Source organism: Amycolatopsis sp. NPDC114484 (assembly GCF_055633755.1).
Genome location: NZ_JBVKDQ010000004.1, coordinates 106,124 through 122,775 on the forward strand (window position 1 = coordinate 106,124; position 16,652 = coordinate 122,775).

Here is a 16,652-nt window from a genome sequence, read left to right on the forward strand (position 1 = left end):
CACCGTAATCACGTCATTTCACTACGCTGCACCGGCGCGGCACCGAACCTGGAGGTCAGTCGAATGCCCATGGCAACGGTCAACGACCGCCCGATCTTCTTCGCCGACACCGGGGGAGACGGACCGGCCTTGCTGCTGGGACACGGCTACTTCCTGGACCACTCAACGTTTTCCCCGCAAGCAGCGATGCTCGCGCCGGAGCAGCGCCTGATCGCCTGGGACGCCCGCGGTCACGGGCAAACCCCGGACGACGACCCCGGCACGTCGTACACCTATTGGGACCAGGCCCAAGACGCGCTCGGCCTGCTGGACCACCTCGGCATCGAACGCGCCGTCGTAGGCGGACTTTCCCAAGGCGGCTTCACGGCGCTACGGATTGCGTTGCTGGCACCCGAACGGGTTGCAGGACTGGTGCTGTGGGACACCGAAGCAACACCGTGCGACGAAGCCGACAAGGCAGCCTACGGCGACATGTTCGCCGCCTTGCGCGAATACGGACCAATCGATGACCTCATCATACCCCTGTCCACACCACTGCTCGGAGAATCCGACCTGCGTACCGAGTTGCGCGCACGATGGCGTGCCGCACCCGCGTTGCCGCTGGGCCCGGCCGCGCACTGCCTGCTGGAGCGAGACGACGTCTCGAACCGCCTGAACGAAATCACCTGCCCGACGTTGCTGATGTGGGGCGAGCAAGACGTTTCCCTCCCGCGCGACCGCATGGACCTGCTGAGCGAACGCCTCCCGAACGCCGGCGACGTACACGTCATCCACGGCGCGGCCCACACTCCGACCCTGACTCATCCAGAGCAGGTGAACCCGTTGCTGCAACAGTTCCTGCAGGCATCGGTCTAATTGGCTCCGCCAAACACTCCAAGCCGCACCGTGAAAATTGCGCAGCCGACGATTCGTCCAGGCTGCTCACCCAACCAAAATCCCTGGCCCAAGCCAGCCCCTACCCCGCGCGTTCAACGGTCGCCCGGTGCCGTGAGGCCTGACGAGCGCCCAATTGCATGCACGCACATGTGCTATACAAGAGGTCTCGGCACCACTTCTCGATGCCGGACGAGGTTTTGCCGGAGAGGTCGTTCGCGTGGCCACCACACCTTCCCCTGGACGCAAGTCGGCAGGGGCGAAACTCACCGCCCTCGGCGCGATGTGGCCCCGCATGATGGCACTTCGCAGCCGCATCGACCACGAGGTCGAGCAAGCCTTGCAACGGCAGCTGCACCTGGGCTTCTCGGAATTCGTCGCCCTGATGTCGCTGGCCGACCGCCCCGACGGCGAGCTCCGCATGCAAGAACTCGCGGACGCGACGTCGCTCAACCAGAGTTCCGCGACCCGCCTGGTCGGCCGCCTTGAGCGTACCGGCCTCACCGAACGACGTCTCTGCGAATACGACCGCCGCGGCGTCTACACCGGAATCACCGACGCGGGACGTCTCACGTTGCGCAAAGCCGTCCCGGTCTACGAAGCCGCTCTGGCGAGCGCTTTCGACCGCGTGGCAGCAGACCCCGGCTACCGCGATCTGATCGCCGCCGTCGACCCCCGCTGACAAGTGTCCTGACCAGGCATTCGCCACTGGGCGGCGAATCTCGCGAACCTCCGCCGACCAGCGCGCCTTACACCTCGAACGCGTTGCCGGTCGCGATCTTCGGCCGCCCCAACTCTACCGGCTCGCCGACGCGCGCCCGCCGGTAGACCTCGACGGTCGCCTCGGCGATCCGCCCCCAATCGAAGTCCGCGCCGAGCCGAGCCTGCGCCGTACGCGCGCGCCGGGTCGCGCCCGGGACGTCGCTCAAGACGGTCGCCACGGCCGAGGCGAGTCCGGCGACATCACCCGGCGCGAAAGCCAGACCGGTCTCCCCGTCGATGACCACCTCGCCGAGTCCTCCGGCGGTCGAAGCCACGAGTGGTGCTTTCGCAGCCGCGGCCTCCAGCGCGACGATCCCGAACGGCTCGTACCGGCTCGGCAGCACGACCGCATCGGCCGCGGCCAGGAGAGCGCGCAGGTCGCGGTCGGAGAGATGGCCGACGAAGTCCACCGCCCGGCGAATCCGCAGCTTTCGAGCCTGCATGACGAGTTCGTCGTGATGTCGCCCTTTTCCGGCGATGACCACTCGCGTCCCCGGGAACTGACGACGGATCCGGGGCAGTGCGGCCAGCAGGTCTTGCACGCCCTTTTCCCACTCCAGCCGGCCGAAGAACAGCAGGAACGGAGCACCGTCCGGACTGTGCCGCTCCCGCATCCTCGCGACCTCGCCGGACGACACGCGCCAACTGCGGCCCTCGATGCCGTTGTGGATCACCGCGACGTCGGCCGGTTCGATCTCGAAGAGGTGCGCGACCTCCTTGCGCATGGCTTGCGAACAGGTGATCACCGCGTCAGCGCGGTTAGCCAGCCACCATTCGACCGAATGCACCTGCTGGTTGAGCGGATGCGACAACCAACCCGAATGCCGGCCCGCTTCGGTCGCATGGATCGTCCCGACGAGCGGCACCCGGGCAGCGTCGGCGACAGCGATCGCCGGATGCGTGACCAGCCAGTCGTGGGCGTGGACGACGTCGGGCTGCCACGTGCGAAGCAAATCCTGCGCGGCCCGGACCATGGCGTGACCCATGGCAAGCGTCCACGCGACGAGATCCCGCTCGAACGTCAGGTGCATCGGATCCTCAGCTACGCGGACGACCCGAACCCCCTCGATGACCCGATCGCTGCGCGGGTGCGTCGACGCGTCGGTGCCCGCGGTGTGCCGGCAGAGTACGACTACCTCGTGGCCCTGCTGCGCGAGATGCCGCGCCAGCGCGTGCACGTGCCGGGCCAGGCCGCCGATGACCACCGGCGGGTACTCCCAGGACAACATCAGCACGCGCATGGCCCGAGGTTACTCGCCAGTCGCTTACCCTGGGGCGGCCGCCCGAGCGACCGCCGGAAAGCCTCGCCGGCACCCGGCGGATTAGTGCCTGAGCAGGGAAGAATCCGCTGGTCAGAGCGTTTCGCCAAAAAACGGCAACAGCCCCTCCCCGCTAGCCGGCCAGCTCGCCAGGACAGCATCCGCGCAGCTCAGCCCCCTCTTCCAGAGGCAGGAGTGCCAGCCAGGCTGCTGCGTGAGTTCCAACTGCGGTCGCCAGCTGAAACGGACCGCCTTCACTCGACACAGCCACCCTCGCTCCCAGCACCGAAGCGGGCTCATCAGCGGCTGACCAGCTGTTAGCCGCTGAGTGGCGAAACGGCCGTCGACATCAGCTCCACCATGTCGCCGCAGGAGGCTCCATCGAGGACCAGCCATGAGCCGCCGATCGTCGGCAGCCGACCTGGCCCGTCGAGCAGGACCGTTCGCCGCTGTCCGGGCAGTCCTCAAGCCATGCCGCGAATTGCGATTCTCTGCCACCATGATCGGTGATGACTCCAACAGAGCCCGAATGGCAGCGCGCGGATCCGCCGCTGACCACACCGTGGACCGACCGAGTCGACCCGGCCGCGGTGCTGCCCGAGTATCCGCGTCCCCAGTTGCGCCGTCCGGAATGGCTGAGCCTCAACGGCATCTGGGAATACGCAGGCTGGCCTGCTTCGCCCGCTGAGCCGCGACCTGTCGGCTACAGCGAGCGCATCCTGGTTCCTTTCGCACCGGAGTCGGCGCTCTCCGGAATCGGCCGACGCGACGAAGTGTTGTGGTACCGGCGGTTGTTCGAGATCCCGGAAAGCTGGCGCGGGCGACGGGTGTTGCTGCATTTCGGTGCAGTCGACCAGAAAGCCGAAGTGCGGGTCAACAACCAGACGGTGGTCACCCATGAGGGCGGGTACACGTCGTTCTCAGCGGACATCACGGATGCGCTCCGTGCATCAGGACCGCAGGAGATTACCGTTCGCGCAGAGGACCGTACGGACGTCGAGCCGTACCCGATCGGCAAGCAGCGCAACGAACCTGGCGGTATCTGCTACACGCCGACGTCGGGAATCTGGCAGACCGTGTGGGTCGAGCCCGTGCCGAACGAGCGCATTTCCGGCCTCGAAGTCACCTCGGACCTATCTGGCGTGTCGGTGTTCCCGCAGGTCGCTGGCGGTACTCAAGTGGAGTTGATCGTTTCGCCGCAAAACGGCGACGAAGCAACGCGCGTTCGGGCCGCTGCCGGCGCGCGGCTGAGGGCCAACCTTCCGGAACCCCATCCGTGGTCTCCGGACGATCCGTTTCTCTACGACATCACCGTCCGGCTTCTGGACGCGCACGGTGATGTCCTGGACGAGGTCGCCAGCTATTGCGGCCTGCGAACGGTAGAAATCGTCCCGGATGTCGACGGACGGCCACGGATCGCGGTGAACGGCCGGATCACCTTCTTGCACGGACCACTCGACCAGGGCTACTGGCCGGACGGCGGCTACACGGCTCCGACGGACGAGGCGCTCAGGTTCGATCTCGAGAAGACGAAGGAACTCGGGTTCAACCTGGTCCGCAAGCACGTCAAGGTCGAGCCCGCGCGCTGGTACTACTGGGCGGACCGGCTGGGGCTGGTTGTCTGGCAGGACATGCCGTCGCTGGTCGTCTCGTTCGCGGGCCCGCCTGGGCACGCGCCGGATCCGCTTCCGGAAGGACAGCGGCGATTCGAGGCCGAGCTGAGGGAAATGATCGCCCAGCTGCGCAACGTCACGTCGATCGTCGCCTGGGTCCCGTTCAACGAAGGCTGGAGAATTCGACACGGCCCGGATATCGGCACTCGCGAAGGAACTCGACCCGACCCGGCTGGTGATCGCCAACAGTGGCGTGAACTGCTGTTTCTCCCGCCCGGACACGGGTGCCGGCGACATCTACGACGATCACACATACGTCGGGCCGGGGGAGCCGCGCACGGGAGACCATCGCGCATTGGTGGATGGCGAATACGGCGGCCTGGGCTTGGTCCTCGAAGGTCACATTTGGCCAGGCCCGCCCAACGCCTACGAAATGACGACCGATTCGGCGCACCTCACTCGCCGGTATGAGGAGGTGAGCGAACGCCTCGAAGGGTTGGTTTCCGAGCTGGGGTTGTCCGGTGCGATCTACACTCAGAGCACTGATGTAGAGAACGAAGTGAACGGCCTCCTCACTTATGACCGCCGAGTGCGGAAGCTCGACTTCGCCGATGCGGCGAACCACAACCGAGCGGTGATCGCGCGTGGTTCGTACCCCGAGGTGAAAACCGCTGTCGAGCTGGCTGACGAGGCTCCGGACAGCCGTTGACCTGCGATTCGCCACTGAGCGGCAACGCAAGATATGCCGCTTCGTCCGGGGCGCGGCCTGGGGGCGAACCAGGCTGACTTGCGATTCGCCGCTCAGTGGCGACGAGCTGGTCGACGGCGTTTCGACGCTGGCGAGGTTGGCGTCCAGCCGGACGTGCTGCTTCATCCTCGCCGCTCAGCGACTAAAGCGCCGCGGCGGCCGGTGGCGTCGAATTTGCCTGCGAACGGCGACGGCATCCGAGGCGGCCGGTGTCGCGGAGCTGACGTTGCCGTAAGTGGCGTTGTCGGCTTGCGGTGTCCTGCGTCACTGGTCGGCAGTCGCCGATGGGAGGCGAGAACGCTGCGGGGGAGCCGAGGTGAGGAACGCCCGACCTTTCGCCGCTGAACGACAACAGCGCGAATCAACAGCCAGCGGTATCCCCGCCAGAACTCGGCTGACTACGCGTTGGCAGCCAGTTGCCGAAAAACGGCGAATGCTCTCCGGCCGCTGTAAACGCGGGCCGGAGAGCAGGGCCGGATCTCAAGCCGGCAGAGCCGCTTCGATCGCCGCGACGATCGTCTCGTCCTCGGGCTCCGTGCGCGGGCGGAAGCGGCCGAGCACCTCGCCGTCCGGGCTGATCAGGAACTTCTCGAAGTTCCACTGGACGTCGCCGGCTTCGCCGTCCGCGTCGGGAGTTTCCGTGATGCTCGCGTAGAGCGGGTGCCGGTCTTCGCCGTTGACGTCGATCTTCTCGAACAGCGGGAACGACACTCCGTACGTGGTGGAGCAGAACGTCTGGATTTCCTCCGCGGTGCCTGGCTCCTGGCCGGCGAACTGGTTGCACGGGAACCCGACCACCGAGAAGCCCTTGTCGCTGTAGCGTTCCTGCAGGCGTTCCAAACCGGTGTACTGCGGCGTCAACCCGCACTTCGACGCCACGTTCACCACGAGCAGCGTCTTGCCTGCCAGCGGTCCGCCGAGAGTGGCGTCGTCGCCGGACAGGGTCTTGAGCGGCAGGTCACGGATTCCCATGGAATTCCCTAAGTTTGTAGGTGTCTGGGGTTGGCGCCCTGGATGCCCAGGGCGGTGGGGCGTAGCTGATGGTTTTCTGCCTGTGTGTGAGGCTTGAAAGGACTGGCTGCCCCACCGTGCTGGACGCTCCGGCCGCTGATTGAGAGCTTGTTGCGGGTCGGTCGCTGTTTAGGGATCTGACGGCGGGGTTGTCCACGGGCGTAACGAACTTCGAAGTCAGGAGCGCGTGGGTGGATGCTCGCCCGGAGGTGTGGGTCGGGATCGATGTCGGCAAAGCGGCGCATCACGCGTGCGCGGTCGACGCGTCCGGCAAGACGGTGTTCAGCCAGAAACTCGGCAACGACCAGACCGCGATCGAGGCGTTGATCGCCCGCGCTGGCCAGGCGGCGCAGCAGGTGCGGTGGGCGATCGATCTGACCAGCCCGATGGCGTTGCTGCTGATCACGGTCCTGTTGGCCGCCGACCAGGCAGTGACGTATGTGCCGGGCCGGGTGGTCAACACGATGACCAGCGGGTTCCGCGGCGAAGGCAAAACCGATGCCAAAGACGCGAAGGTAATCGCCGAGACCGCCCGCATGCGCCGCGATCTGAACGAGGTCGCGATGCCTGACGAGCTGGTGGTCGGCTTGACCCAGCTGACCAGCTACCGCACCGACCTGATGGCGGATTGGGTCGCCGGTGTCAACCGGCTGCGTTCCCTGCTCGGTTCGATCTTCCCCGCGTTGGAAGCCGCGTTCGACTACTCGAACCGGACCCCGTTGATCCTGGTCGCCGGGTTGTGCACCCCCGCTGAGATCCGGGCAGCCGGAATCGACGGCGTCGCAGCCCATCTCGCCGGCAACGGGGCCTTCAAGCCCGTGATCGGCAAGACCTCGGCCGCGGCGATCGATGCCGCGCAGCGCCAAACCTTGGCCCTGCCGGGCGAGGCCGATACCGCGATGCTGGTCAAACGCATCGCGGCCAAACTGCTCGACCTCGATCGCGAAATCAAGGACACCGACCGGCTCATCACCACCCGATTCCGACAGCACCCGTGGGCACGCATCATCGAATCGCTGCCCGGCATGGGGCCGGGACTGGGAGCGGAATTCCTCGTCGGAACCGGCGGCGACCTGGCCAATTTCGCCAGCGCGGGACGCTTGGCGTCCTACGCCGGGCTGGTTCCGGTCCCGCGCGATTCCGGCCGGATCTCGGGAAACCTGCACCGCCCCAAGCGCTACAACCGGCGCATGCGGCGCGTGTTCTACATGGCCGCCCTGTCCAGCCTGCGCCATGAAAACGGACCATCGCGACGGTTCTACGACCGCAAGCGCAGCGAACGCAAGATCCATACCCAAGCCCTCCTAGCGCTGGCCAGACGACTCGTCGATGTCCTGTGGGCACTCCTGCGCGACGGCCGAGAATTCAGTCCCAGCAACCCCGCCCAAACAACCGCAGCGGCTTGACACGGTCATTGAGAGTCCCTTCGATCGTCACGCGGAAGGACGGCGCAAGGCGCGCGCGTCCAGATGTCCGAACGGGCCGTCGGCCCGGCGGTATTCCTCGGCCAGGGCAAGCGCGCGAGCACGATCCCCGCTGCGGAGCAGCCCGGCCAGGGCATCGAATCGTTCGGTGTGCACGCGGGCACGCCGTCGGGCGTAGTCGGCGGCGGAGTCTTTGGTGACCATGAAGGCCCAGTCGCTGGACAGCGCCATCATCGCCTCGGCGACGGCCTGATCGGCGACGGCGTCGCGAGTGGCCCCATCGTGCTTGTCGACCAAGTCGAGCAGCCGGGCCTGCAGCTCTGTGTTGTCCTGCACCATGTCCGCGACCTGTTCGCCATCCCAGACTCGCCAGTCCTTGCCGGAGCCCCATGAGGACGCGGGCAGCTGGACCGGCTCGCCCACGTGGCCAGCCTCGAGCGCGCCGCGCAGCGTGGTCACACGGACGCCTGCCTCGGGCAGCGCCCGCAGAATCCCTTCGAGCCACGCGGGGCCTTCGTGCCACCAGTGGCCGAAGAGTTCCGTGTCGTAGGCGGCGACCACCAGCGATTCGCGGCCGTGTTGTGCACGGAGCGATCGCAGCCGGGCGACGACTGTGTCGACGAAATCCTTGACGTGTGCACCTAGAACGTCTGCGGCGAGCGCGGGGTCATACGGGGCTTTATCTTGTGGCTCAACGGTTTTTCCGGTGACGCGTGATGCCTTCAGTCCAACTTCGTGGGCCCAGGTGTGGAAATCACGGTACGCCGCATGGCCTGGATAACCTGCCTTCGGCGACCAAACCCGGTACGTGACTTCGAGATCGCGACCGAAGCAGACGACGTCGGAATCGCCGACGGGATGTGCGGCTGAGGTGTCACCATGGAGTGAAGGGCCGTCGACAAGGAAGCGTCGCACACCGGCATCGTGATAATCTTGTTCCATTCCCGGTGCATAACCACATTCAGGTGCCCAAATACCTTCTTGTGCGCGGCCAATGCGCAGTGCGGTGTCCTCCAACCCGGCCTGGAGGGCGAACCGCCGCACCCGCTGGTCCAGCAATGGCTGGAACGGATGCGCCAGCGGCCCGCCGAGCAGCTCGATCGTGTCACTGTCCACAAGCGACCGCAGGATCGGCGAGAAACCGTGCCGCCAGCGCGTTTCCAGCTCCTCGGTAGCGTGCATCGCGGCCTGGTGCTCGGCGGCGGCGAGGTCGCGCAGCAACGGATCGCCGTGCCAGAGCGTCGATGCGTGCTGCGTGCGCAGCTGCCAGTGGCCGACCCAGTCGTGGCAGGCGCGGATGGCGTACGGATCGTCGAGCTGCGCGGCGAGGACCGGCGTCATGCCGAGCGTCAGGACGTCGCGTCGCCCCTCAGCGGCGAAACGGCGCAGCAGGTCGACGACCGGCAGGTACGAATGCGTCCACGCCTGGTACAGCCATTCCTCGCCGACCGGCCAGCTGCCATGGTGCGGCAGCCACGGCAAGTGGCTGTGGAGGACGAGGCAAAACGTGCCTTCGGGCGCGGGATTCCGGGCGCTCACGGGCGCACCGCCACGGCCACCAGGTCGAGGCTCGCGTCGAGGTCGTCGTCGTGCACGGCGAAGTCGTCGGCCCGGATCGCCGCGACGTCCGCGAGGAGATCCGCGGGCCAGGTGGCCTGTCCGGGAAGGGAGCCCATGACGACGTTCAGCTGGGCGTCGATGACGGAGCCGCCGTAGCGGGTTTCGGTGGTACGCAGGGTTTCCGCGTGGTGCAGCCCGTTCAGCGCCGCGACGGTGAATCCGGCCGCGCGCAGCAGTCCGTCCAATTCGGACGGTGCCAGTTCGCGTGTGTGGAACGGGTTGAGCGGGGTGTCGCTGTCCGGCGTGAAGGTGAGCCGGTTCGGGGTCGTGACCAGCAGCTTCCCGCCCGGGCGCAGGACGCGGAAGCACTCGGCGAGGAAGCCGTCCTGGTCCCAGAGATGCTCGATCACCTGGAAATTCGCCACCACGTCGACGGCACCGTCCCGCAACGGGAGATACGCCAGGTTCGCCCGCGCGACGGCGACGTCCGGATACCGGCGGGCGACGTGTTCGGTGGTCAGCACGTCGTAATCCAGCGCGAGCACTCGACGGGCGTGCTGGGCGATAAGCCCGGCGCCGTAGCCCTCGCCGCAGCCGGCTTCGAGCACCGTCGCGTCGGCGCAGTGGGGGAGGAGGGCGAGGTAGGCGGCTTCATGGCGGCGGAACCAGTAATTTTCCTCGGGGATGCCGGGGACGGTCCGTTCGCCGGTGAGGTGCAGTGCCTCAGCCCGGGTGGCTGCGTTGGTCACCTGCGCGACCCTAGCGCCTGTCACGTTTCGCGCAGCCGTCTCGTTCCAGCCGTATGCAACGGACGATCACGCGCCTTCTCCTGATCCTGCTCGGTCTCTACACCCTGGTGCAGGGGCTGTGGCCGCTACTCGACCCGATGGGGTTTTACCAGGACTTTCCCGGTTTCCGGCACGGCTGGGTCTCCATGGACGGGCCCTACAACGAGCACTTCCTCATCGATTTCGGAGGCCTCAGCCTGGCGCTCGGCACGATGCTGGTCGGCGCTGCCGTGATGGGCACCACAACTGTCGCGCGGCTGGTGGCGGTCGCGGCGCTGCTGTTCGCCGTGCCGCACCTGATCTACCACGCGGGCCACGTCGGGCACTATCCGCAGCTCGACCAGGTGCTCGTCATCGGCGGGCTCGCGGTCACGGTCCTGCTGCCGCTCGTGGTGCTTTTGGTCCCGGGGCGGCGAATCGAGGTCAGTTCGACGGCGACACCGTGATGCTGAGCGCACCCGGGCCGACGTGAGCGCCTATCACGGTGCTCGCGTCGCCCACCACGATCTCGCCCGCGCCGGGCACCCGCTCCCGCAACTTCCGGACGACCTCGCTCTCGTCGGAGCCGAACCGGGTCACCGCGAGGTCGACCGGCTGGTCGCCGGCCGCCTTCGCGGCCAGGTCGACGAGCCTGTTCATCGCCCGTTTAGTGCCGGGAACACGGGCGAGCGGGCCCACCTCCCCATTGCGGACGGTGAGCAGCGGCTTGATCGCGAACGCACTTCCGAGCATCGACTGGGCGGCACCGATCCGCCCCGAGCGCCGCAGGTACTCAAGCGTGTCCACATAGATCAGTTCGGTCGAGTTGCGGACTCGCCGTTCCGCGGCGTCCAGGACCCGCTCGAGCTGTCCGCCTGCCCCGGCGACGCGGGCGGCGGACACCGCCGCGTAGCCGAGACTCATGCTGGCTGTCCCGCTGTCGAGGATGTGCACCGGAATCCGGACCTGCTGGGCGGCTTCGCGGGCGGCTTCGACGGTCTGCGAAAGCCGTCCGGAGATGTGCAGGCTCACGATCGCGGACGCACCGGCGGAGGCCGCGTCCTGGTAGGTCCAGAAAAACGCGCCCGGATCGGGCGGCGAAGTCGTGACGGCCGCGCCGGACTTCATGGTCTGGATGAGCTCGCCTCGGTCGAAGCGGTGCTCGTCGTCCGTCTGGTCGCCGACGTGCAGCTGGACCTGGACAACACTGATTCGCCACTGAGCGGCGAGCTGCTCGGGCAGGCACGAGGTCGAGTCGGTGACTACGGCGATGTGCGCGGACATGGTGCCGGAGCGTAACCCCTAACGGCCTACTGCGAGTAAGTGACCGTTGCTCCGATCGGGCGAGCGGCGCGCTGGACGGGCTAACCGGGCAACTACTAGGACGATGGTCCCAATAGATTGCTCATCCAGGTGAATGCCGTCACCTCGAGGGGTCCGGTCGCGGAATTGGCCCTAATCTACCGCTCAGTAGAGCACTGTCCCGCGGCCGAGAGCCGGCCCCAACCGGGAGGTCGAAGAAGACCCATGACGAACATCGTTGTCCTGGTCAAGCAGGTACCGGACACCTACTCGGAGCGGAAGCTCTCCGGTTCCGACAACACCCTTGACCGCGAATCCGCCGACGCCGTGCTCGACGAGATCAATGAGAAGGCCGTCGAAGAGGCCCTCAAGATCAAGGAAGCCGGCGAGGGCGAAGTCACCGTGATCTCGGTCGGCCCGGACCGCGCCACCGACGCGATCCGCAAGGCGCTCTCCATGGGCGCCGACAAAGCCATCCACGTGTCCGACGAGGCGCTGCACGGCTCCGACGCGATCGCCACCGCGAAGGTCATCGCGGCCGCCGTCGGCAAGGTCGAGGGTTACGACCTGATCCTGGCCGGCAACGAGGCGTCCGACGGCCGCGGTGCCGCCGTGCCCGCGATCCTGGCCGAGCTGCTCGGCGTGCCGCAGCTGACCTACGTGCGTCAGCTGACCGTCGAGGGGTCCGCCGTGAAGGCCGACCGCGAGACGGAAGACGGCATCACCCACCTCGAGGCGAACCTGCCGGCGCTGGTGAGCGTGAGCGAGAAGATCAACGAGCCGCGCTACCCGTCGTTCAAGGGCATCATGGCCGCGAAGAAGAAGCCGGTCGAGACGCTGACCATCGCCGACCTCGGCATCGACGCGGGCGAGGTCGGTCTCGGCAACGCGTGGTCGACGGTCGTCGAGGCCTCGCCGAAGCCGCCGCGCACCGCGGGCGAGAAGGTCGAGGACGAGGGCGACGGCGGCTCGAAGGTCGCCGAGTACCTGGTCGCGCAGAAGCTCATCTGAGACACGGTTTCGAGGAGGATTCCAGAAAATGGCTGAAGTACTCGTCCTCGTCGACCACGTCGACGGTGATGTCAAGAAGGTCACGCTCGAGCTGCTGACCGCTGCGCGCGCCCTCGGCGAGCCCTCCGCCGTCGTGGTGGGACCGACCGGCACCGCGGCGAAGGCCAAGGAAGCGCTCGCCGGCCACGGCGCGGCGAAGGTGTACGTCGCCGAGGGCGACGACGCTGCCGGTTACCTGGTGACCCCGAAGGTCGACGTGCTCGCGAAGCTCGCCGAGCAGGTCTCCCCGGCCGCGGTGCTCGTCGCCGCCAGCGCCGAGGGCAAGGAGGTGGCCGCGCGGGTCGCGCTGCGGCTGGGCTCCGGTCTGCTCTACGACGCGGTCGGTGTCAACGCCGACGGCACCGTGGACCAGTCCATCTTCGGTGGCGCGTTCTCGGTGAAGGCCAAGGCCGCCAAGGGCGCGCCGGTCGTGTCGGTGCGCCCGGGCGCGGTCGAGGCGGAGGCCGCCGATGGCGCGGCTGCCGAGGAGACCGTCGAGATTCCGGCGCAGGACCCGGCGAAGGCCGCCAAGATCACCGGCATCGAGCCGGTTGTCGGCGGCGACCGTCCGGAGCTGACTGAGGCGTCGATCGTCGTGTCCGGTGGCCGCGGCGTCGGCTCGGCGGAGAAGTTCGACGTCGTCGAGAAGCTGGCCGACTCGCTCGGCGCGGCTGTCGGCGCGTCCCGTGCCGCTGTCGACTCCGGCTACTACCCGGCGCAGTTCCAGGTCGGCCAGACCGGCAAGACGGTGTCGCCGCAGCTGTACATCGCGCTCGGCATCTCCGGCGCGATCCAGCACCGCGCCGGCATGCAGACGTCGAAGACGATCATCGCGGTCAACAAGGACGCCGAGGCTCCGATCTTCGAGATCGCCGACTTCGGTGTGGTGGGCGACCTGTTCAACGTCGCGCCGCAGCTGACCGAGGCTGTCGACAAGCGCAAGGGCTGAAGTTTTCTTTCGCCCGGAAGGCCGTCGCGTGCTCGCCACGCGGCGGCCTTCCGCGTTCTCCGGAAGCCTCTCGTCTGCCTGAGAGGAACCTGAGAACCGGCAATTAACTCAACGTGCACTGACCGGTCATCGATTGGCACTCTCCGAGGCCGCTTACCGGCAGGTGCACCTTGACCATGACGTCGTCACAGCTCCTCGTCAGTACTGATCAGGCGGGTGCCGACCTTCCCGCAGGCGCGCCGCGGTATTCGCTTCTGGTCGCCAACGGGAACGATGAAGTGCTCGCCGCACAGAAACTGCGATACCGGGTTTTCGCCGAGGAGATGGGGGCGGAACTGCATTCCCCGGAGCCCGGCCGGGATGTCGACTACTTCGACGAATTCTGCGACCACCTCGTGGTCCGCGACGACAACACCGGCGAGATCGTCGGCTGCTACCGCATGCTTCCGCCGGAACGCGCCGCGCAGGCCGGAAAGCTTTATTCCGACAGCGAATTCGACCTGACGACGCTCGCCGCGCTGCGGCCGTCCTTGGTCGAGACCGGACGGTCCTGCGTCCATCCCGACCATCGCAGCGGGGCCGTCGTGAGCCTGGTGTGGGCAGGGATCGCGCGCTACATGCTCCTTTCCGGACACCGTTACCTCGCCGGCTGCGCTTCAGTCCGGCTGAACGACGGCGGTAGTTACGCCGCGGGCGTCTGGGATGTCTTGCGCACCAAGCACCACGCTGACGAATCGTTGCGCGTCTCGCCGTTGCACCCATGGGACCCGGGCGCGATCGCGCGTCCCGACCGGGCCATGCTTCCGCCGCTGATCAAGGGTTACGTGCGGCTCGGCGCCAAAGTATGCGGCCCGCCGGCTCTCGACGCCGACTTCGGTGTCGCGGACTTCTTTGTTCTCCTTGATCTGCAGCAGGTCGACGAGCGGTATCTGAAGTTCTTCCTCGGAGCGCAAGGATGAGTCACGCTTGGATGCCGACGTCGCCCTGCGGTGACGGCTGCCTCACCGAGGGCGCGCCGACGGTCGGCCTGCCGCGGCGGGTTTTGCGTTTCACCGCAGCGATTTCCGTGGTCTTCGCGGCCCTGCTGGTCGCCCCGGCGTTACTGGTGATTCGCGGCCGGAGCCGGGAACGCTTGATGCGCCGGATTTTCCGGGCGGTGCTGAGGTCGTTCGGCGTGCGGATGTCTGTCGTGGGCGGTGCGGACTTCCTCGCCGCTCCGGCCGGTCGTGGTGCGCTCGTGGTGAACAACCACATCTCGTGGCTGGACATCATCGCGATCAACGCCCTGCGTCCGATGCGCGCGCTCGCGAAGATCGAAATCGGCTCTTGGCCGATCCTGGGCACGCTCGTGCGCCGCGGCGGCAGCATCTTCCTGGACCGCAACCGTTTGCGCACTTTGCCTGGCACCATGTCCGAACTGGCCGACAGCCTCCGCGCCGGCGCGCTCGTCAACGTCACCCCCGAGGGCACCACCTGGTGCGGCCTGGCTTCCGGCCGCTTCACGACGGCCACTTTCCAAGCCGCGATCGACGGCGGTGTCCCAGTCCGGCCGATCGCCCTGCGTTACAGGCTCGCCGACGGCCGCGAAACCAGCCAACCGGCGTTCATCGGGCCGGAGTCGCTCATCGCCTCCCTCCGTCGGGTCGCCGCGCTGCGCGGTCTGGTCCTGGAAGTGCACGTGTGCCCGGAGATCGCTCCCGGCCGCGCCGAAGACCGCCGTTCGCTGGCGGCTCTCGCTGAGGCCGCTGTCCACTCGGCCCTCGGCACAGTCCGCATCCCACCACAGCGTCGTCGGGTTCTGGTCGGGCGTCGCGCTCCCTCCCAGCCGGCCGTGCACTAACGAATTCCCTGGTCAAGGGGCTGCGGCGAGGCGTTGCCGTTTTTTGGCGACACCTCGCCGCAGCCTTTCGGCTCCTGCAGATCGGTCTTCGATCGGCCGCAGTCAGCCCATTCGCCACTCAACGGCGACAGCCGCCCGACTCGCCTCGTTGCCGGATGGCTACGACCGCCCGCCTCGTCACCGGTAGCCGCCGCCCACCATCCGTCGCCGCCGAACGGCGACGAATCGCTTGCGTCGGCACACCTCGTTGTCGCGGCCCCGCATTTGTCGCCGCTGAGTGGCGACACTCGCTTAGACCCGCTCGTCGTGCTCAGCCTTTCGCCACTGAGCGGCGATGGCCACTTGCCGCAGTTGCCGCAAACCGGCGACACTCACCTGCCAGATCGCCCAAGCCGCCCCATCGTCCAGCCTAGCCGACGATCGTGGTCAGGAAACGGCAATAGTCAGCTTCCCGCCAGGATGCCTGTTCTGACTCTCCTCCTGCGCAGCTGCCGCTTCCTCTAACGGAAAGGTCTTCCCCTGCGCAATCCGCAGTCCATTGTGTACATACCCGAGGATCTCGTTCAGCACTTCGTGCGTCTGCTCATCCTTGCCGCCAGAGGAGAAAGGCAATCCGAGCTGGAACGCAGCGCCGTCGGCAATGGTCACGATGCGCTCCTTCGACCCTCGCAGCTCGACCGACTCCGGCAAAACACCATGTCCGGACGCGTCGAACACTGCGTCGACCGGCCGGTCCGCCACCGCGCGGACCCGCTCTAGCCACCCGTCGCCGTAACGCACTGGAATCGCGCCCAGCGCTTTCACCTCATCGAGATTGTGCTGTCCAGCCGTTCCGATCACCGTCGCGCCCAATGCGACCGCGATCTGTGTCGCGAACCGGCCGACAGCACCACTCGCTCCGTGGACAACCAACAGTTCTCCAGCTTTGACGTCGAGCAGACGCAACACGCGCAGCGCGGTTTCGCCAGCTACCGGCAACGCCGCCGCGTCATCCCAGGAGAGGTCGGCTGGCTTGCGGACGATCGTTCCGCCGAGCGCGAACTCCGCGTAGCCGCCGGTCGCCGACCAGCCGAAGACCTCATCACCGACGGCGAATTCAGCGCCGTCGCCCACAGCGTCGACCACTCCCGCGATCTCCAGCCCCGGGATCTGCGGACCTTCGAGCGCCGCGCCGCCTGCCATCGCCCCCGAGCGAATCTTCCAGTCGATCGGGTTGATCCCCGCGCGCCGGACGGCGACCCGGACCTGCCCCGGACCGGGCTCTGGCGTCGGAACATCCTTCAGTTGCAGCACTTCGGGCCCGCCGTATTCGGCGAAAGTGATGGCTCGCATCTCGGTTCGCACTCTCCTTCGGTCGCCGTACGTCCTACTTAAAGCCAACCAGCATCCGGCGCATTCCGAACCGCACGCTCGATTCGCCAGTAAACGGCAACACCCTCGCCTTGTCGCACTCGATCACCCTGGCCTGACCGGCCGTCGTGACGCAGACAATGC

Annotated in this window: 14 protein-coding genes and 1 pseudogene; 9 read left to right on the plus strand and 6 right to left on the minus strand. The window is 67.2% G+C overall.

The window, feature by feature from the left end; translation table 11 throughout:
- Nucleotides 1-69 precede the first annotated feature (69 nt).
- Together ACZ7SW_RS12860 and ACZ7SW_RS12865 are read left to right on the plus strand one after the other, a co-directional pair.
- Nucleotides 70-855 (plus strand): alpha/beta fold hydrolase, encoded by a 786-nt coding sequence (locus ACZ7SW_RS12860; protein WP_470230570.1) that lies wholly within the window; start codon nt 70-72, stop codon nt 853-855.
- 238 nt (nt 856-1,093) lie between these two features.
- Nucleotides 1,094-1,555 carry a MarR family winged helix-turn-helix transcriptional regulator gene (locus tag ACZ7SW_RS12865; protein ID WP_470230571.1) on the plus strand — a complete coding sequence of 154 codons (462 nt, stop codon included), beginning with the start codon at nt 1,094-1,096 and terminating at the stop codon, nt 1,553-1,555.
- Nucleotides 1,556-1,622: 67 nt separating this feature from the next.
- On the opposite strand, the gene ACZ7SW_RS12870 is transcribed toward ACZ7SW_RS12865, so the two are convergent.
- Nucleotides 1,623-2,876, minus strand: coding sequence for a glycosyltransferase family 4 protein (locus ACZ7SW_RS12870; RefSeq protein ID WP_470230572.1), 1,254 nt, complete (start codon nt 2,874-2,876; stop codon nt 1,623-1,625).
- A gap of 527 nt (nt 2,877-3,403) precedes the next feature.
- Here ACZ7SW_RS12870 and ACZ7SW_RS12875 point away from each other — a divergent pair.
- A pseudogene (locus ACZ7SW_RS12875) lies at nt 3,404-5,216 on the plus strand (glycoside hydrolase family 2 protein).
- A gap of 519 nt (nt 5,217-5,735) precedes the next feature.
- Here ACZ7SW_RS12875 and ACZ7SW_RS12880 read toward each other — a convergent pair.
- Nucleotides 5,736-6,227: a glutathione peroxidase gene (locus ACZ7SW_RS12880; protein WP_470230573.1), complete on the minus strand. Its 492-nt coding sequence runs from the start codon at nt 6,225-6,227 to the stop codon at nt 5,736-5,738.
- Nucleotides 6,228-6,457: 230 nt separating this feature from the next.
- Here ACZ7SW_RS12880 and ACZ7SW_RS12885 point away from each other — a divergent pair, with 230 nt between their 5' ends.
- Nucleotides 6,458-7,672 carry an IS110 family RNA-guided transposase gene (locus tag ACZ7SW_RS12885; RefSeq protein ID WP_470230574.1) on the plus strand — a complete coding sequence of 405 codons (1,215 nt, stop codon included), beginning with the start codon at nt 6,458-6,460 and terminating at the stop codon, nt 7,670-7,672.
- Between the two features lie 27 nt (nt 7,673-7,699).
- Here the strand turns inward: ACZ7SW_RS12885 and ACZ7SW_RS12890 are convergent, their stop codons facing one another.
- Both ACZ7SW_RS12890 and ACZ7SW_RS12895 read right to left on the minus strand, forming a co-directional pair.
- Nucleotides 7,700-9,229 (minus strand): 1,4-alpha-glucan branching protein domain-containing protein, encoded by a 1,530-nt coding sequence (locus ACZ7SW_RS12890; RefSeq protein ID WP_470230575.1) that lies wholly within the window; start codon nt 9,227-9,229, stop codon nt 7,700-7,702.
- A complete protein-coding gene (locus tag ACZ7SW_RS12895) occupies nt 9,226-9,999 on the minus strand; it encodes a class I SAM-dependent methyltransferase (RefSeq protein ID WP_470230576.1) in 774 nt (257 codons plus the stop codon). Before ACZ7SW_RS12895 ends, ACZ7SW_RS12890 begins: the two co-directional genes overlap by 4 nt.
- Nucleotides 10,000-10,052: 53 nt before the next feature.
- On the opposite strand from ACZ7SW_RS12895, the gene ACZ7SW_RS12900 reads away from it, so the two are divergent.
- A complete protein-coding gene (locus ACZ7SW_RS12900) occupies nt 10,053-10,484 on the plus strand; it encodes a hypothetical protein (RefSeq protein WP_470230577.1) in 432 nt (143 codons plus the stop codon).
- Here ACZ7SW_RS12900 and ACZ7SW_RS12905 read toward each other — a convergent pair.
- Nucleotides 10,462-11,301: a DegV family protein gene (locus ACZ7SW_RS12905; protein ID WP_470230578.1), complete on the minus strand. Its 840-nt coding sequence runs from the start codon at nt 11,299-11,301 to the stop codon at nt 10,462-10,464. The genes ACZ7SW_RS12900 and ACZ7SW_RS12905 overlap by 23 nt on opposite strands.
- Before the next feature lie 243 nt (nt 11,302-11,544).
- Between ACZ7SW_RS12905 and ACZ7SW_RS12910 the strand changes: the two genes are divergently transcribed.
- The 4 genes from ACZ7SW_RS12910 (at nt 11,545) to ACZ7SW_RS12925 (ending at nt 15,158) form a co-directional block, all read left to right on the plus strand.
- Nucleotides 11,545-12,330 carry an electron transfer flavoprotein subunit beta/FixA family protein gene (locus ACZ7SW_RS12910; RefSeq protein WP_116198805.1) on the plus strand — a complete coding sequence of 262 codons (786 nt, stop codon included), beginning with the start codon at nt 11,545-11,547 and terminating at the stop codon, nt 12,328-12,330.
- Nucleotides 12,331-12,358: 28 nt separating this feature from the next.
- Nucleotides 12,359-13,318 (plus strand): electron transfer flavoprotein subunit alpha/FixB family protein, encoded by a 960-nt coding sequence (locus ACZ7SW_RS12915; RefSeq protein ID WP_116198804.1) that lies wholly within the window; start codon nt 12,359-12,361, stop codon nt 13,316-13,318.
- 176 nt (nt 13,319-13,494) lie between these two features.
- Complete coding sequence (locus ACZ7SW_RS12920; protein WP_470230579.1) at nt 13,495-14,277, plus strand: GNAT family N-acetyltransferase; 783 nt, start codon at nt 13,495-13,497, stop codon at nt 14,275-14,277.
- Complete coding sequence (locus ACZ7SW_RS12925; RefSeq protein ID WP_470230580.1) at nt 14,274-15,158, plus strand: lysophospholipid acyltransferase family protein; 885 nt, start codon at nt 14,274-14,276, stop codon at nt 15,156-15,158. The genes ACZ7SW_RS12920 and ACZ7SW_RS12925 overlap by 4 nt, the downstream gene beginning before the upstream one ends.
- A 426-nt stretch (nt 15,159-15,584) precedes the next feature.
- Here the strand turns inward: ACZ7SW_RS12925 and ACZ7SW_RS12930 are convergent, their stop codons facing one another.
- The gene (locus ACZ7SW_RS12930; protein WP_470230581.1) at nt 15,585-16,490 is read right to left on the minus strand and encodes an NADP-dependent oxidoreductase; all 906 of its coding nucleotides are present in this window, start codon (nt 16,488-16,490) and stop codon (nt 15,585-15,587) included.
- Nucleotides 16,491-16,652 lie beyond the last annotated feature (162 nt).

Excerpts from the sequence above, each read along its gene's own strand:
- ACZ7SW_RS12905 (WP_470230578.1), bottom strand. The coding sequence starts at position 11,301 with ATGTCCGCGCACATCGCCGTAGTCACCGACTCGACCTCGTGCCTGCCC.
- ACZ7SW_RS12900 (WP_470230577.1), top strand. The coding sequence starts at position 10,053 with ATGCAACGGACGATCACGCGCCTTCTCCTGATCCTGCTCGGTCTCTAC.
- ACZ7SW_RS12910 (WP_116198805.1), top strand. The coding sequence starts at position 11,545 with ATGACGAACATCGTTGTCCTGGTCAAGCAGGTACCGGACACCTACTCG.
- ACZ7SW_RS12930 (WP_470230581.1), bottom strand. The coding sequence starts at position 16,490 with ATGCGAGCCATCACTTTCGCCGAATACGGCGGGCCCGAAGTGCTGCAA.
- ACZ7SW_RS12920 (WP_470230579.1), top strand. The coding sequence starts at position 13,495 with ATGACGTCGTCACAGCTCCTCGTCAGTACTGATCAGGCGGGTGCCGAC.
- ACZ7SW_RS12915 (WP_116198804.1), top strand. The coding sequence starts at position 12,359 with ATGGCTGAAGTACTCGTCCTCGTCGACCACGTCGACGGTGATGTCAAG.
- ACZ7SW_RS12925 (WP_470230580.1), top strand. The coding sequence starts at position 14,274 with ATGAGTCACGCTTGGATGCCGACGTCGCCCTGCGGTGACGGCTGCCTC.
- ACZ7SW_RS12860 (WP_470230570.1), top strand. The coding sequence starts at position 70 with ATGGCAACGGTCAACGACCGCCCGATCTTCTTCGCCGACACCGGGGGA.
- ACZ7SW_RS12880 (WP_470230573.1), bottom strand. The coding sequence starts at position 6,227 with ATGGGAATCCGTGACCTGCCGCTCAAGACCCTGTCCGGCGACGACGCC.
- ACZ7SW_RS12870 (WP_470230572.1), bottom strand. The coding sequence starts at position 2,876 with ATGCGCGTGCTGATGTTGTCCTGGGAGTACCCGCCGGTGGTCATCGGC.